The sequence below is a fragment of the Actinomadura hibisca NBRC 15177 genome (assembly GCF_001552635.1).
In the GTDB taxonomy this organism is placed as follows: domain Bacteria; phylum Actinomycetota; class Actinomycetes; order Streptosporangiales; family Streptosporangiaceae; genus Spirillospora; species Spirillospora hibisca.
Map to the genome: position 1 here is coordinate 25,408 of NZ_BCRO01000074.1, position 15,389 is coordinate 40,796.

The window sequence follows — 15,389 nt, forward strand, 5'->3', positions numbered from 1 at the left end:
GCCGTGCCCTGCTCCCGTGCGGCCCGCTTCCTCACGTCCTGCTCCCCCATGTCCTGTCCCCCGTTCGGTCCGCTCACGCGGAACGTTCCTCGATCTTCGGCCGGACCCGGTCCAGCAGGCGGCGCACCCCGCCGGTCACCACGCCCGGGTACTCCAGCGGCAGCACGTGCCCGGCCTGCTCGATCTCCACCAGCTCCGCGCCCGGCAGCGCCTCGGCGATGCGGCGGCCGTGCTCGGCCGGGGTCAGCCGGTCCCGGCCGCCGGTCATGACCACCGCGGGCACCCTGGCCATCACCGCCAGCGCGGTCGCCTTGTCGTGCGCGACCAGCGCCGGGTAGAACTCGGCGATCACGTCGATCGGGGTGGCCCGGATCATCTGCTCCAGGAAGTCCACCACGGTCGGGCTGATCTGCGGGTCGGCGAACGCCATCCGCCGGGTCACCATGAACGCCACGTCCGCGCCCAGCCCGCGCACCCGGTCCACCAGGTCGGGGCGGCGGCCGAGGCCGCGCAGCGTGCCGGGGGTCAGCGGGCGCACCAGCTTGGCCAGCGCCATCGGCAGGCCCAGCGTCATCTCGCGCAGGTCGCCGCCGGAGGTGTTGACCAGCGCCACCCCCACGACCTGATCGCCGAACAGCTCGGGGTGCGCGTCGGCCAGCGCCATGATCGACATGCCGCCCATCGAGTGGCCGACCAGCACCACCGGCGTGCCGGGCCGCACCGTCGCGCGCAGCACCGCCGCCAGGTCGGACCCGGTCTGGTCGACGGTGGCGTGCGCGGCGTCGCTGCGCCCGGACCGGCCGTGGCTGCGCTGGTCCCAGAACACCAGCCGCAGCCGGTCGCCGTCGGGCAGGTCGCGGCGCTGGTAGTGCCAGGTGTCCTGGGTGAGGCAGTAACCGTGGCAGAACACCACCGCCAGCGGCGCGTCCTCGGGGCCCTCGGTCTCCACGTGCAGCGCCAGGCCGTCGTCGGCGACGACCGTCATCGGGTCACCGCGCAGCGCGCCGAACGGCTCGCCCGCGTCGGGGTCGGGCCGCAGCCTGATCCGGCCGACGGCCAGGTGCCGCAGCCCCACCGCCGCGCCGACCCCGGCCGCGCCGACGCCCGCGACGGTCCCGGCGATGCCGATCCTGCGCCTTCTCCTGCTATCCATCCCGTGCCTCTCCGGCGAGCCGCCCGGTGTACACGCGGGGCACCCGCGATCCGATCCGGGTGACGATCTCATACGAGATCGTGCCGAGCGCGTCCGCCCACTCCTGGGCGGTCGGCTCCCCCCGGTCGCCCGGTCCGAACAGCACGACCTCGTCCCCTTCGGGGATCGTGTCGTCGCCGAGGTCGATGACGAACTGGTCCATGCACACCCGCCCGGCGATGCGGCGGCGGGCGCCGCCCGCCAGCACCTCCAGCACGTTGGAGCCGTGCCGGGGGACGCCGTCGCCGTACCCGGCGGGCACCACGGCCAGATTGGTGTCGCGTTCGGTGAGGTAGGTGTGGCCGTAGGAGACGCCGCTGCCCGCCGGGACCCGCTTGACCAGCGAGGCGTCGGCGGTGAGCGTCATCGCGGGCCGCAGCCCGAAGTCGCCGAGCGCCGGGATCGGGGTGAGCCCGTAGGTGGCGATGCCGGGGCGTACCAGGTCGAAGCGCGCCTCCGGCAACGTCAGCGTCGCCGCCGAGTTGGACAGGTGCCGCACCTCGGGCCGCGCGCCCGCCTTCTCGGCGTGCTCGACCATGTCGGTGAAGGCGGCGAGCTGGCGCGCCACCGAGGGGTGGCCCGGCTCGTCGGCGCAGGCGAAGTGCGACATGATCCCGACGATCCTCAGCACGCCCTCGGCCTCGGCCGCCAGCGCGGCGTCCACCAGGGCGGGCCAGCCGTCGGGGCCCGCGCCGCCCCGGCTCATGCCGGTGTCGGCCTTGAGGTGGACGCGGGCGGTGCCGCCCGCCGCGCGCGCCGCCGCGCTGATCTCCTCGACGGCCCACAGCGCGCCGACCGACAGGTCCACATTCGCGGCGACGGCCTGCCCGTAGTCCTCGCCGGGCACGCTCAGGCCCACCAGGACGGGCACGCCCGTCACGCCCGCCTCGCGCAGCCGCAACCCCTCGACCAGCTTCGCCACGCCCAGCCAGGTCGCGCCGCCGGCCAGGGCGGCGCGGGCGGCCGGGACGAGGCCGTGCCCGTACGCCTCGGCCTTGATCATCGACATGACCTCGGCGCCGGGCGCGCGTTCCCGCAGCAGGGCGGTGTTGCCGCTGATGGCGTCGAGGTCGATGCGTGCCTGCGCTGGACTCCTCATGGTTACCCAGTGTGCCGTCCCCGGGGCGGTGACCGGGGCGACCTTGCGGCGCCCGGCACCCGCCGTCGCGTCCCCCGGCGGCGAAATCCCCGTCGTGCCCGGGAACACCCTCGGTGTTCCTCACCGGATAGGACGCGCCGAGCCGCCGCCGGGTTCAGCCGAGCGCGCGGAACGCCTCCGGCAGCGCGGTGACCACGTCGAACGCGCTGATCGGCGACTCGCCCCGCGCGGCGTCCGCCGCCCCGCCGCGCGGCCCGGCGGCGGCCAGCCGCGCGGCCAGGCCGTGCAGGTAGGCCCCGGACGCGGCGGCCTCCAGGGCGGGCATGCCGCCCGCCAGCAGCGCGCCGACCAGCCCCGACAGCACGTCGCCGGTGCCCGCGGTGGCCAGCCGGGGCGTGCCGGACGGGTTGACGCGCACCGGCCGGTCCTGCTCGGCGACCAGCGTCGTCGAGCCCTTGAGCAGCACGGTCGCGCCCAGCTCGGCGGCGGCCCGGCGCACGTGCTCCAGGCGGCGCGCCTCGATGCGCTCGCGGTCCACGCCGATCAGCCGGGACAGCTCGCCCGCGTGCGGGGTGAGGACGGTCGGCGCGTCGCGGACCAGCCAGTCGCGGTGCCGGGCGACGACGGTGAGGCCGTCGGCGTCCACCAGCACCGGCACGTCGGTGCGCAGTGCCGCCGCCACCAGCGCGTGCGCGTCGTCGCCGGTGCCGAGGCCCGGCCCGACGACCCACGCCTGCACCCGGCCGACCTTCTCCAGCGCGCGCGGCCCCGGCTCGATCACCGTCGTGACCGCCTCGGGCCAGCGTTGCCGGACCAGCTCCACCGGGTGCGCCACCGACGCGAACCGCACCATGCCCGCGCCGCCGTGCACCGCGCCGCCGGTGCTGAGGACCGCCGCGCCGGTGTACTGGTCGCCGCCCGCCAGGACGCCCACCACGCCGCGCCGGTACTTGTCGGACTCGGGGCCGGGGTCGGGCGGGCGCACGTCGGCGGGGCGGGGCGCGACCACGTCGGGGTCGGGCAGGTCGTCGCCGAGCCCGATGTCGACCAGCTCCACCACGCCGCAGTGCGCCGCGCCGGGGTCGATGAGCAGGCCGGGCTTGTGGGTGCCGAAGGTGACGGTGACGTCGGCGTGCACGGCCGCGCCGTCCACCCGTCCGGTGGAGGCGTCCACGCCGCTCGGCACGTCGCAGGCCACCACGACGCCCCCGGCGTCGGCGGCGAGCCGGGCCAGGGTCGCGTGCGGCTCGCGCAGGCCGCCGGTGCCGCCGATGCCGGTCAGGCCGTCGATGATCAGGTCGGCCCCGGCGATCAGGTCGGCCGCGCCCTCGGCACCCGGCAGGGCCCGGCCGCCCGCCGCCCGCAGCGCGGCCAGCCCGCCCTCGTGGATCTTGGATGCGGCCGGGACCGCGACCACCCGCGCGCCGCGCCGCGCCAGCCGCGCGCCCGCGTACAGGGCGTCGCCGCCGTTGTCGCCGGAGCCGACCAGCAGCACCACCCCGGCCCCGTAGACGCCGGGCAGCAGCCCGGCGCAGACCGACGCCAGCCCGGCGGCGGCCCGCTGCATCAGCGCGCCCTCCGGCAGCCGCGCCATCAGGGCCTGCTCGGCCGCCCGTACCTTGCCGACCTCGTGCGCGTACCGCATCTCACGTCCCTTCGCGGGGCTGTCCGGGCTCCGATTCGGCGATCACGACGGCGGTCGCGATCCCCCCGTCGTGGCTGAGCGAGACGTGCCAGGACGCCACGCCCCGATCGGCCGCCGCCGCCGCGACCGTGCCGGTCACGTGCAGCGAGGGCCGCCCGTTAGCGGCGCGGCGGATCTCGGCGTCGGTCCACAACAACCCGCGCGGCGCGCCCAGCGCCTTGGCGAGCGCCTCCTTGGCGGCGAACCGCGCGGCCAGCGACCGTCCGGCCATCTCCCGCTCCCCCTCGGTGAACAGGCGCGTCCGCAACCCCGGGGTGCGCTCCAGGGCCCGTTCGAAACGCGCGATGTCCACCACGTCGATGCCCACTCCAACGATCACCTACCCAGGGTGCCACGGCGGTCACCGCCGCATCCCGGTTCGCACCGGTGACCGGTGCGGTGCCATGCGGTCCGGAATTGGACCGTTCCGTTAATATGACCAGCGGGAACGTCCCGGATTCACAGGCATTATGATTTTCGGGCCGGTAGGACAATGCTGCGTTAATGTAGGTTGCTCTGCAAGTTTCATTGCGACATACGCCGTTAGCTCACCGGTTACGGTCTTGCCGGTCACGCGATCAGGAGCGACGCTGAGTGCTCACCCCCTGTCCGCCCCCACGATCGGCACTCCGCACCTCCGAGGCCACCCGCGCCATCGCGGCCACCCGCACCCTCCAGGCCACCCGCACCCCCCAGGTCCCCCTCTCCCGCCGAGGTCAGCAGCCATGAGCACCTCACGCGGCCCGACCGTCCGCCAGCGCCGTCTGGGCATCGAACTCCGCCGCCTCCGCGAGAACCGCAAGCTCACCGGCGACGACGTCGCCGTCCGCCTGTCCTGGTCCACCGCCAAGGTCTCCAGGCTGGAGAACGCCCGCACCGGGGCCCGCGTCGAGGACGTGGCCGACCTGCTGACGTTGTACGGGGTCGACGGCTCCCGGTTCGACGATCTGATCAAGCTCGCCCGCTCGGCCACCGAGCGCGACTGGTGGGAGGAGTACGCCGGGCTCACCCCCGGCTACGCCGAGCTGATCTCCCTGGAGTCCGAGGCCGACAACATCCTCCAGTGGGAGGACTTCGTGGTGCCCGGCCTGCTCCAGAGCCAGGACTACGCCCGGCACGTGGTCGCGGGCTGGGACGTGGTGGGCCCCAAGCCGCCCGCCGAGATCAAGCGCTGGATCGACGTGCGGATGCGGCGCCAGCAGGTGCTGGCGGGCCCCGAGCCGCTCGGCATGGACGTGATCATCGACGAGAGCATCCTGCGCCGCCGGGTGGGCGACGCCCGGGTGATGGGCGACCAGCTGGAACACCTGCGCAAGATTTCCATGCTGCCCCACGTGTCGCTGCGGATCCTGCCGATGAACGGACCCCATCCGGTGATTTCCACGGGATTCATCCTGCTGGAATTCTCACCGGCGCACGACATCAGCTTTCCCGATATCGTGCACGTCGAAGGCCTCACCCTGAGCTATTTCGCCGACGAGAACACCACCCACATGTATCGGCTGGCGCATGCCGGAATGGCCAAGTACGCCCTGGACGAGACGGCCACCCGCCAGTTGCTGGCGGCGGCCCGCGACGACTGGCGGCGCCAGGGTTGACCGCCCCGGCAAAGTGATCACAATCACGCCGCGGCCGACGATCCGGACATTCAGCGGACAAAGGGCGGTCATCGCTGATCCGCCCCACGCTGACCAGGCACGCATCGGCACTGCCTGGACGCGGACATGCAGAAACACGTAGGCCGAGCACACCACAATGCCCGCCGCGCCCAGTGATCGTTTGGTAATTTGGCCGCGTCGAATTGGCGCGGCCGGACGTGCGTCGACGTAGTGGACCGGTTCAGAAAGTCCACCATCGTTCCCAGCACTATAACGCCGGCCGGTCGCCCGTCGCGGATTCATGCGAATCCGGACACCGAAACAACACTTGGCGAAAGGGCGTGCAGTGCCTGCCTTCGAGGCTGCCGATTGGCGCAAGAGTTCACGTTGTGGCGGTACCGGGACGTGTGTCGAGGTCGCTCGGCTCGACCCGTCCCAGATCGGTGCCCGGGACACCAAGAGGGGCGCGGCCGGCCCGGTGCTCCAGTTCTCGGCGGCCGAATGGCGCACCTTCACCGACCGGGTGAAGCGCGGAGAGCTCGACCTGTCGTCCTGACCCCGGCGCGGCCCGTCCCGGGCCCGCCGGCCGCCCGCCCGCTCCACTCGCTCCGCCCGTCCGCACCGCTCGCCCGCACCGGGCGTCCGGGCCGCCGCCCGCCCCGGCGGCCCGCCCCGCAAAGGTCAAGTGATCTTCACTGGCGCGGGGTACAACCAGAGCACGGCGACGTCGCCGACATCCCCGATCCCTCAAACCGCGCAGCAGGAGGTTGGGATGCGAGACGACCATGCGTCTGTGAGCCCATGGACGAGAAGCAGCCGTTGCGGAGCCAACGGCACCTGCGTCGAGGTGGCCCGTTCCGGCCACCGCGAGATCGGCGTTCGTGACAGCGGGGCCGACACCGTGTCGGCCGTTCCGGTCCTGAGGTTCGACCTGGCCGCCTGGCGGGTCTTCTCGGGACGGGTGAAGGCGGGCGCCTACGACTTGTGAACAGTGGTGAGTGACGTTCGGGCATGACCGGATCCGGCTCGGCGAGCCGGATCCCGTCATGCCGGTGCCCCGTCTCCGGACGGGGGTTCCGGGTCCGGCCACATCGCCGGGTCCGGTGGGGCCGGGCGCTCCCGCGGCGATCCCGCAGGGCGCCGGGCCCGTCAGGCGAGGCGGACGCCCTTGGCTGTTCTGCGCACCGGCGTGCGCAGGCGGCGGGTGGTCACCCAGAACGCGCCGCCCGCCAGCAGCAGGTCGAAGGCCAGGCCGTACGGCCAGACCGGGCCGCCCTCGTGGTAGTTGCCGTTGCCCGCGCGCATCTCGCGCACCGAGCGGCCGAGGTCGCCGAGCGGGTCGTTGTCGGGTTCGCTGCTGGTCGAGACGTCGCCGTCGGTCTCTATGTGCGGAGGCAGGCGCGGAGCGGCGTCGGCCAGCACCACCACCGGGTTCGGGGCCAGCAGCCACCACACCAGCTCGGGCCGCTCCCGTTCGTAGGCGTAGCGGGTGCCGCTGCTGCTGCTGTAGTAACGGGGTTCGACGGTCAGCGGCTGCGCCAGCGCGAACAGCAGCAGCGTGCCGCCGAACAGCGCCAGCACCGTCAGGTACGACAGCAGCACCGAGGTGATGCTGCGCGCCACCAGCGCCGACCATGCTTGCGACAGCGCGCACACCACGCCGATCAGCAGCCCGGTCACCGCCAGCGTGGCCGCCGCCCGGCCCGGGGTGATCACTCCCTCCAGGACGGGGAGCAGCACGCACGGCAGGGTGAGGGCCAGCACCAGCAGGCCGGTGCCCCAGGCCGCCGCGAGCTTGCCGAGCGCGATGTCGGCGGGCGTCAGGCGGGTGAGCTGGAGGGCGGCCAGCGTGCCGCGCTCGCGGTCGCCGTTGACCGACTGGCCGGTCAGCGCCGGGGTGATCAGCAGGCACAACGCCAGCACCGCCAGCAGCACGCCGCCGAACATCGGCACGCCCTGGGGGTCGTCGTCGCCGTGGTCCCCGCTCTCCAGGCTGAGGCGGAACAGCAGGCCCAGGCCGTTGACCAGCAGGGCCCACACCGCCAGCAGCGCCTTCCAGCGGCCGGTCCGCAACCGGATGCGGACCTCCTGGACGGCCACCAGCCGGGCCCCGCGCACGCGTGCTCCCATCACGCCACTCCCCAGCTCATCGGCGGTTCTCGGTCATCGCCAGGTACACCGACTCCAGCGCGCCGGTGGCCGGACCGAACTCCACCACCGGCACCTTGCGGGCGACCAGGTCGGCCAGCAGCCCCGCCGCCTGCGCCTCGGTCAGCGGGCCCAGCTCGCAACCACCGGGCAGCTCGCTGACCTCCCCCACCTCGGGGCGGCCGTCGAGGGCGGCGGCGAGGCCCCCGGGGTCCAGGGCGCGGACGCGCCAGCGCGGGCGGGCGGCGCCCGCCAGGTCGCCCATGCGGTGCTCGCCGACGGTCCGGCCGTGGTCGACCAGCACGACCCGGTCGGCCATCTCCTCCAGCTCGCCGAGCACGTGGCTGGACACCAGCACCGCCACGCCCTCGGCCGCCAGCGAGCGCAGCAGGTCGCGCAGCTCGACGCGCGAGCGCGGGTCCAGGCCCGAGGCGGGCTCGTCCAGCAGCAACACGCGCGGCTTGTGGATGAGCGAGCGCGCCACGCCCAGCCGCTGCTTCTGCCCGCGCGACAACACGTGCACCGGCTGCCCGAGGTACTCCTCCAGGTGGACCAGCGCCAGCAGCGCCCGGATGCGGCGGGGGCGCTCGGCGGCGGGCAGCCGGTAGGCGTCGGCGAAGAACGCCAGGTACTCGTCCACGGTGAGCTGGTCGTAGACGCCGAACACGTCCGGCATCCAGCCGAGGTGGACGCGGGCGGCCTCGGGGTCGGCGCGCAGGTCGTGCCCGGCGACGCGGATGTGCCCGGCGTCGGGGGCCAGCAGCGTCGCGAGGATCAGCAGCAGGGTCGTCTTGCCCGCGCCGTTCGGGCCGACCAGCGCGGTGACCTGCCCGTAGGGGACGGTGATGTCCATGCCCCGCAGGGCGGGGACGGTGCCGAACGCGCGGGTGACGCCGCGCGCCTCGACGCCGTGTTCAGCACTACTGCTCGGACGGTCCACCCGCCACCTCCCGCGCACCGGCGTATTCCGGTGCGACGTGCGGGGGCGGCGGGCGGTTCCCGCCGTTACGCGACCGTGATCAACAGGCCGCGGCTACTCGACGGTGACGGACTTGGCCAGGTTGCGCGGCTGGTCCACGTCGTGCCCCTTGGCGGTGGCCAGCTCGCACGCGAACACCTGGAGCGGCACCGTGGTGACCAGCGGCTGGAGCAGCGTCGGCACGGCCGGGACGCTGATCAGCGTGTCGGCGTAGGGCGCGACCGACTCGTCGCCCTCCTCGGCGATCACGATGGTGCGCGCGCCGCGGGCCCGGATCTCCTGGATGTTGGAGACGATCTTGTCGTGCAGCACGTCGCGGGCGCGCGGCGGCACCACCACGATGACCGGCAGCCCCTCCTCGATCAGCGCGATCGGGCCGTGCTTCAGCTCGCCGGCCGCGAAGCCCTCGGCGTGCATGTACGCCAGCTCCTTGAGCTTCAGCGCGCCTTCGAGGGCGACCGGGAAGCCGACGTGGCGGCCCAGGAACAGCACGCTGCGCTCGTTCGCCAGGGACCGGGCCAGCTCGCGCACCGGCTCCATGGTCTCCAGGACCTTGTCCACCTTCTCCGGCATGCGCTCCAGGAGCTGGATCATGGCGAAGACCTCGTCGCCCCACTTGGTGCCGCGCACCTGCGCGATGTAGAGGGCGATCAGGTAGACCGCGACCAGCTGGGTCAGGAACGCCTTGGTGGAGGCGACCGCGATCTCGGGCCCGGCGTGGGTGTAGAGCACCCCGTCGCACTCGCGGGGCAGCGTGGAGCCGTTGACGTTGCAGATGCCGAGCAGCTTGGCGTGCTGCTGGCGGGCGTGCCGGACGGCCATCAGCGCGTCCATCGTCTCGCCCGACTGGGAGATCGCGATGACCAGCGTGGAGCGCGACAGGATCGGGTCGCGGTAGCGGAACTCGCTGGCCAGCTCCACCTCGCAGGGCAGCCCGGCCCAGTGCTCGATGGCGTACTTGGCGATCAGCCCGGCGTGGTAGGAGGTGCCGCACGCCACGATGATGATCTTGTCGACCTCGCGCAGCTCCTGGTCGGTGATGCGCATCTCGTCCAGCGACAGCCGGCCGTCGGCGCCGATCCGGCCGAGCAGGGTGTCGGCGACCGCGCGCGGCTGCTCGGCGATCTCCTTGAGCATGAAGTAGTCGTAGCCGCCCTTCTCGGCGGCCGACACGTCCCAGTCGACGTGGTACTCCTTCACCTCGGCGGGGCGGCCGTCGAAGTCGGTGACGGTCACGCCGTCGCGGCGCAGCTCCACCACCTGGTCCTGGCCCAGCTCGATGGCGTCGCGGGTGTGGGCGATGAACGCGGCCACGTCGCTGGCCAGGAAGTTCTCGCCGTCCCCGACGCCGACCACCAGCGGCGAGTTGCGGCGCGCGCCCACCACCAGGTCGGGGTCGCCGGTGTGCACCGCCACCAGCGTGAACGCGCCCTCCAGCCGGCCGCAGACGCGGCGCATCGCGGCGGCGAGGTCGCCGCCGCGCTTCAGCTCGTCCTCCAGCAGGTGGGCGACGGCCTCGGTGTCGGTGTCGGAGTTCAGCTTGTGGCCGCCCTCCTCCAGCTCGCTCCGCAACGCCGCGAAGTTCTCGATGATCCCGTTGTGGATCACCGCGACGCGCCCGGAGCAGTCCAGGTGCGGGTGGGCGTTGCGGTCGTTGGGCGCGCCGTGGGTGGCCCAGCGGGTGTGCCCCATGCCGAGCGTCCCGGCGGGCGGCGGCTCCTCGGCCAGCGCCTCGCGCAGGTTCACGAGCTTGCCCGCGCGCTTGGCGGTGGCCAGCTCCCCGTCGGCCAGCACCGCCACGCCCGCCGAGTCGTACCCGCGGTACTCCAGCCGCGCCAGTCCTTCGACCACGACGTCCAGCGCCGGCCTCGCGCCGACGTAACCCACGATTCCGCACATGGCGAGCAGCCTATTCGTTCTCGCCACCCGGACCTACCTGCACGTGCCGTGGACGCGTGGCTATAGCGTGGACCGCCGGTGAAACGCCGGGGCCGTCCTACCCGATGGCTACTGTTCACAGCATGACGAGCGGATGGGACAGCGTGCCGAGCCCTTACGTGGAACTCTCCCGCGATGCCTGGCGGGCGCTCCGCGAGAACACCCCGCTCCCCCTGACCTCCGGCGAGCTGGACGCGCTGCGCGGCCTGAAGGACCCGATCGACATCACCGAGGTCGAGGAGGTCTACCTGCCGCTGTCGCGCCTGCTGAACCTGTTCTTCCTGTCCGACGGCGGGCTGCGCGACACCGTCAGCGGGTTCCTGGGCGAGCCGGTGCAACCCACGCCGTTCATCATCGGCGTGGCGGGCAGCGTGGCGGTCGGCAAGTCCACCACCTCGCGGCTGCTGCGGACGCTGCTGGCGCGCTCGCCCGAGCACCCCAGTGTGGAACTGGTCACCACCGACAGCTTCCTGTACCCCAACGCGGTGCTGGCCGAGCGCGGGCTGATGGACCGCAAGGGCTTCCCCGAGTCCTACGACCGGCGGGCGCTGGTGCGGTTCGTGTCGTCGATCAAGGCGGGCGCGGCCGAGTACGAGATCCCGGTGTACTCGCACCTGGAGTACGACGTCGTGCCGGGCGCGCGGCAGACGGTGCGGCGGCCCGACATCCTGATCGTCGAGGGGCTGAACGTGCTCCAGGCCCCGCCCGCGGGCACGCTCGGCGTCTCCGACTTCTTCGACTTCTCGATCTACGTGGACGCGCGGGTGGAGGACATCCGGCAGTGGTACGTGGAGCGGCTGTTCGCGCTGCGCCGCACCGCCTTCACCGACCCGCGCTCCTACTTCCACCGCTACGCCCAGCTCGACGAGGACGAGGCGGCGGCGTTCGCGCAGCGGGTGTGGCGCGACATCAACGAGATCAACCTGGTGTCCAACATCCTGCCGACGCGGGCGCGGGCGACGCTGGTGCTGCACAAGGGCCGCGACCACAGCGTGCAGCGGGTGCGGTTGCGCCGGATCTAAGGCTGTTCAGGGCCTGCCGGGGCGGCGCACAATGCGGGTGACCCGTGTGAGGTGGCCTGTGTGAGGTGGCCAGGTGCGCGAGACGGTTCGGCGGTTGTTGCGCGAGCGCCATGTCGATCTGGTCAGGTTCGCGTACCTGACGCTGGACGACGGCGACACCGCTCCGGGCGTCCTGCTGGCCCAAGCGCGCCGGGCGGTGCGGCGGGCGGCCGGGAAGGCGGGCTCGTCGTACGCGGCGTTGCGCCGGGCGTTGTGCGCGGAACTGCTGACCGGACCGCCTTCTCCCCTGCTGCGTCCGCACCGGCTGCTGGGCGAGCCGATGCCCGGTGCCGCAGGGCCGACGCGGAAGGCGCTGCGCGAGGCGTCGCTCCATGAGCGCCTGGTGTGCCTGCTGTGCCGCCTGGAGGGGCTGACCCCACCGGAAACGGCCGCTGAGCTGGGCGAACACATGATGCTGGGCATCGACCAGGTAGACCGCGCCCTGGCGTCGTTGGGCACGGCGTCCGGCGAGGGCACGTCCGGGCAGCGGGCCGAACTGCTCGCCTTCGACCCCACCCTGGTGCGGGTGCGGCCACCACTGCCGCCGCGTCGCAGCGTCGTGGCGGCGGGCCTGGCGATCTTCCTGGCCGTCGGCGCGACGGGCTACCTCCAGCAACGCGACGCCCCGTCCGGCGACCCGCTGGTGGTCAACGGGAGCGCGTGGCGGCGCACGTCCACGCCCCAGCTGGAGCAGTGGCCGACGCGGGGCCCGCTGAGCGGCGACGCCGCGCTGCTGCGCCGGGCCGCCGACGCGTGGCGGCGCGACCGCCGCGAGCCGCCGGTCGGCACGATCGCCGTGCTGTACGCCGGGCGGGTGGACGGCGCGACGGTGGTGGTGCTGCGCGACTCCCCCGGCTACCGCAACGCGCCCATGATCGCCGACTACTACGAGCGGCGGTTGTCGCGCGGGGTGGAGTCGCTGAACCGGTCGGCCGGTTCCGCCGCCCGTCTCGTCATGCTGGGCTCGACGTCGCGGTTCCTGGCCCCGCCGTGGCTGACCGGCGTGCGGGTGGCCCGCCCGTCCGACATTGCGCCGCGCTGGCTTCCGGTGCCGGTGCACGACGGGCTGAGCGACCCGGTGCCGTGGTCGTGGATCGGGCCGCGCTGCCAGAACTACCTGGTGTTCACGATGACGCACCGGCCCGCCACCGGAGGCTGGCCGCGCCCGCTCCTGCAACTGGCCGCGCGGACCGCGGGCTCGCCCACCTCCCGGGTGTGGTTCCGGGGCGACCTGGCGCGCGACGTCCGGGGCCAGTGGGCGGCGCTGCGCGCGGCGGCCTGCGAGTCGGTGGCGTCGCTGGCCGACACCGGCGACCTGCGGATCGGGCGGCTATGGCAGGGCGGGCTGCCGGACGGCGGGGGCCAGGCGTGGCTGCTGACCATCGACACGTCCGTGCCGTGGGGCGCGCCGGGCACGGCGGCGCTGGTGGGCCCGGACGGGCGCGCGCTGTCGGAGCGGGGCGGCACGAACGGCGACTACGCGTCCGACGGGAACACGAGGGCGGCGGCGGTGTGGTGGCGCTCACCACGCCGCTGGCACCTGGTCGCGGCGGGCGGACCGGGCGTGACCGAACTACGCGTGGTCGGAGACCTGGGCACACACCGAGCACGAGGCCCTGACCCGCTGCTGACGGTGCCAGGCCCGGCAGTACGCCACCCCGAAGCGCAGGACGTGCGCGAACTACCGGTGGCGCAGGTGGTGGCAGTGGAACCGGACGGCGACCGCACCCTCCTGGGCCCGGCTTGACACCGTCGTAGGTCGGGTGGGGCTCACTCCGGGCGGATGAGGCCGCGGCGGGTTGCGGTCGCTACGGCGGCGGTGCGGGAGTCCACGTCCAGCTTCGCGTAGATGTGCACCAGGTGCGTCTTGATCGTGGTCTCGCTCAGGAACAACTTCTTGCTGATCTGCCGGTTGGACATTCCTTCCGCGACCAGGCGCAGCACCTCCAGCTCGCGTGGTGTCAGCGTCGCGGCCTGGGGGCGCATCCGGTCGAGCAGGCGGGACGCGACGCTGGGCGCGAGCGCGCTGTCCCCGGCGGCGGCCGCGCGGATCGCGGCGTGCAGGTCGGTGGCCGGGGCGTCCTTCAGCAGGTAGCCGGTGGCCCCGGCGTCGATGGCGGCCACGATGTCGGCGTCGGTGTCGAAGGTGGTCAGCACCAGCACGCGCGGCGCGTCCGGCCCGGCGGCCAGGATGTGCCGGGTCGCCTCGGCGCCGTTGATCCCCGACCCCAGCCGCAGGTCCATCAGCACCACGTCGGGACGCAGCGCCCGTGCCTGCGCGACCCCTTCCTCGCCGGTGGCGGCCTCGCCGACCAGCTCGAAGTCGGGCTGGTCGGCCAGCAGCGCCCGCAGGCCCGACCGCACTACGGGATGGTCGTCGATCAGCAGGATGCGGATCGGCGGCGTACTCGTCATTCGTCCTCCAGGGGCAGGGTCGCCACCACCGCCGTGCCGTCGCCGGGCGCGGACTCCACGGTGAGGTCGCCGCCGAGGGCGCGGGCGCGGTCGCGCATGGCGCGCAGCCCGTAGCCGGTGCCGTCGCCGCCGGTCCGGGCGGCGGGATCGAAGCCCGCGCCGTCGTCGTAGACGTCCAGCATCACGGCGTCGTCCAGGTAGGTCAGCGTGACTCCCGCGTTGCGGGCGTTGGCGTGCCTGCCGATGTTGCCCAGCGCCCCCTGCGCGATGCGCAGCAGGGCCAGGTCGTGGTCAGGGGGAAGTGCCCGGGGCGTCCCGGACACCTCGAACCGCACGTGCGTCGCCGTCCGCGCCGACGTCGCCTCGGTGACGCTGCGCAGCGCGTCGGCCAGCGAGGAGCGTTCCAGCGCCGGGGCGGTGAGGGCGCGGACGAAGTGGCGCGCTTCTTCCAGGTTCTCGGCGGCGGCCTGCTCGGCCTCGCGGAGCCGTTCCTCGGCGGCCTCGCGGTGGTCGTCCAGGTCGCGGCGGGCGGCGCGGAGCAGCAGGATGATGCTGGACATGCCCTGGGCGAGGGTGTCGTGGATCTCGCGGGCGAGGCGCTCGCGCTCGGCGAGGCGGGCCCCGTCGCGTTCGGCCAGCACGAGCTGCTCGCGGGTGCGGACCAGGTCGTCGATAAGCATCCGGCGGCGCTCGCTCTCGCGGTGCAGCGCCTGGTAGGCCAGCGCCATGAGGGTCGCGACCGCCGCGCCGATGCTGGGGCCCAGGACCTGGGCGAGGGTGAACGGCCCGGCGTGCCGGACCGAGGCGGCGATCGCCGTGACCGTCAGCACGGCCACGGCCGGGAGCGCCGCCCGCCACGGCAGCAGGTAGTGGCAGACGAAGAACAGCGGGAACGCCAGCCACACCATCTGCGGCGCGGTGAAGGCCAGGACGCCCCACAACGCCGCGACCAGCGCCAGCCAGCACCACGCCAGCGCGGGCACGGCCCCCACGGCGTGCGGGACCACGACCCCGGCGGCGTGCGGGTTCGCGCCCTTGCGGAGCACGCGCTGCTGCACGGCGACACCGGCGGCGTACAGCAGCCCGAGCGCCACGCCACCGGCGGCCGCCCCGGCGCGGCCCTGGCCCGCCGTCTGGACCACGGCGATCACCAGCAGCACCGCGAAGGTGCCGTGCACGGCCCAGCCGAGCAGCCGCACGGCGGGAAAGAACGGATCATCACTCATCTCGTCACACAGCGTAATCGCGGGGCGCGGGCGAAAGGGTCGTACAAAA

At 73.7% G+C, this 15,389-nt stretch carries 14 protein-coding genes; 5 read left to right on the plus strand and 9 right to left on the minus strand.

Features of this window, described 5'->3' with window-relative positions:
• Positions 1 to 73: 73 nt before the first annotated feature.
• From AH6_RS30280 to AH6_RS30295, 4 genes are all read right to left on the minus strand, one after another.
• Positions 74 to 1,153 carry an alpha/beta fold hydrolase gene (locus tag AH6_RS30280; RefSeq protein WP_067486770.1) on the minus strand — a complete coding sequence of 360 codons (1,080 nt, stop codon included), beginning with the start codon at positions 1,151 to 1,153 and terminating at the stop codon, positions 74 to 76.
• On the minus strand, positions 1,146 to 2,291 hold the full coding sequence (gene alr / locus AH6_RS30285; RefSeq protein ID WP_067486775.1) for an alanine racemase: 1,146 nt from the start codon (positions 2,289 to 2,291) through the stop codon (positions 1,146 to 1,148). The genes AH6_RS30280 and alr overlap by 8 nt, the downstream gene beginning before the upstream one ends.
• 154 nt (positions 2,292 to 2,445) lie before the next feature.
• Positions 2,446 to 3,936, minus strand: coding sequence for a bifunctional ADP-dependent NAD(P)H-hydrate dehydratase/NAD(P)H-hydrate epimerase (locus AH6_RS30290; protein WP_067486778.1), 1,491 nt, complete (start codon positions 3,934 to 3,936; stop codon positions 2,446 to 2,448).
• Position 3,937: 1 nt separating this feature from the next.
• On the minus strand, positions 3,938 to 4,315 hold the full coding sequence (locus tag AH6_RS30295; protein ID WP_067486781.1) for a holo-ACP synthase: 378 nt from the start codon (positions 4,313 to 4,315) through the stop codon (positions 3,938 to 3,940).
• Between the two features lie 385 nt (positions 4,316 to 4,700).
• On the opposite strand from AH6_RS30295, the gene AH6_RS30300 reads away from it, so the two are divergent.
• From AH6_RS30300 to AH6_RS42925, 3 genes are all read left to right on the plus strand, one after another.
• On the plus strand, positions 4,701 to 5,573 hold the full coding sequence (locus tag AH6_RS30300; protein ID WP_067486785.1) for a helix-turn-helix domain-containing protein: 873 nt from the start codon (positions 4,701 to 4,703) through the stop codon (positions 5,571 to 5,573).
• A gap of 346 nt (positions 5,574 to 5,919) precedes the next feature.
• Entirely contained in the window at positions 5,920 to 6,129 is a 210-nt protein-coding gene (locus AH6_RS42920) for a DUF397 domain-containing protein (protein WP_245679531.1), read from the plus strand.
• Between the two features lie 237 nt (positions 6,130 to 6,366).
• Positions 6,367 to 6,561, plus strand: coding sequence for a DUF397 domain-containing protein (locus AH6_RS42925; protein ID WP_245679532.1), 195 nt, complete (start codon positions 6,367 to 6,369; stop codon positions 6,559 to 6,561).
• 161 nt (positions 6,562 to 6,722) lie between these two features.
• Here the strand turns inward: AH6_RS42925 and AH6_RS30305 are convergent, their stop codons facing one another.
• The 3 genes from AH6_RS30305 to glmS all read right to left on the minus strand — a co-directional run bounded on the left by AH6_RS30305 (position 6,723) and on the right by glmS (position 10,599).
• Positions 6,723 to 7,703, minus strand: coding sequence for an ABC transporter permease (locus AH6_RS30305; RefSeq protein ID WP_067486789.1), 981 nt, complete (start codon positions 7,701 to 7,703; stop codon positions 6,723 to 6,725).
• A gap of 16 nt (positions 7,704 to 7,719) precedes the next feature.
• A complete protein-coding gene (locus AH6_RS30310) occupies positions 7,720 to 8,661 on the minus strand; it encodes an ABC transporter ATP-binding protein (protein ID WP_067486792.1) in 942 nt (313 codons plus the stop codon).
• Positions 8,662 to 8,754: 93 nt separating this feature from the next.
• The gene (glmS, locus tag AH6_RS30315) at positions 8,755 to 10,599 is read right to left on the minus strand and encodes a glutamine--fructose-6-phosphate transaminase (isomerizing) (RefSeq protein ID WP_067486795.1); all 1,845 of its coding nucleotides are present in this window, start codon (positions 10,597 to 10,599) and stop codon (positions 8,755 to 8,757) included.
• A gap of 122 nt (positions 10,600 to 10,721) precedes the next feature.
• On the opposite strand from glmS, the gene coaA reads away from it, so the two are divergent.
• Together coaA and AH6_RS30325 are read left to right on the plus strand one after the other, a co-directional pair.
• Positions 10,722 to 11,660, plus strand: coding sequence for a type I pantothenate kinase (gene coaA, locus AH6_RS30320; protein WP_083983620.1), 939 nt, complete (start codon positions 10,722 to 10,724; stop codon positions 11,658 to 11,660).
• Between the two features lie 73 nt (positions 11,661 to 11,733).
• Positions 11,734 to 13,446 (plus strand): hypothetical protein, encoded by a 1,713-nt coding sequence (locus tag AH6_RS30325; RefSeq protein WP_067486801.1) that lies wholly within the window; start codon positions 11,734 to 11,736, stop codon positions 13,444 to 13,446.
• A gap of 23 nt (positions 13,447 to 13,469) precedes the next feature.
• Here AH6_RS30325 and AH6_RS30330 read toward each other — a convergent pair whose 3' ends face one another.
• The gene (locus AH6_RS30330) at positions 13,470 to 14,114 is read right to left on the minus strand and encodes a response regulator (protein WP_067486803.1); all 645 of its coding nucleotides are present in this window, start codon (positions 14,112 to 14,114) and stop codon (positions 13,470 to 13,472) included.
• Positions 14,111 to 15,340: a sensor histidine kinase gene (locus tag AH6_RS46150; protein ID WP_067486804.1), complete on the minus strand. Its 1,230-nt coding sequence runs from the start codon at positions 15,338 to 15,340 to the stop codon at positions 14,111 to 14,113. The genes AH6_RS30330 and AH6_RS46150 overlap by 4 nt, the downstream gene beginning before the upstream one ends.
• Positions 15,341 to 15,389 lie beyond the last annotated feature (49 nt).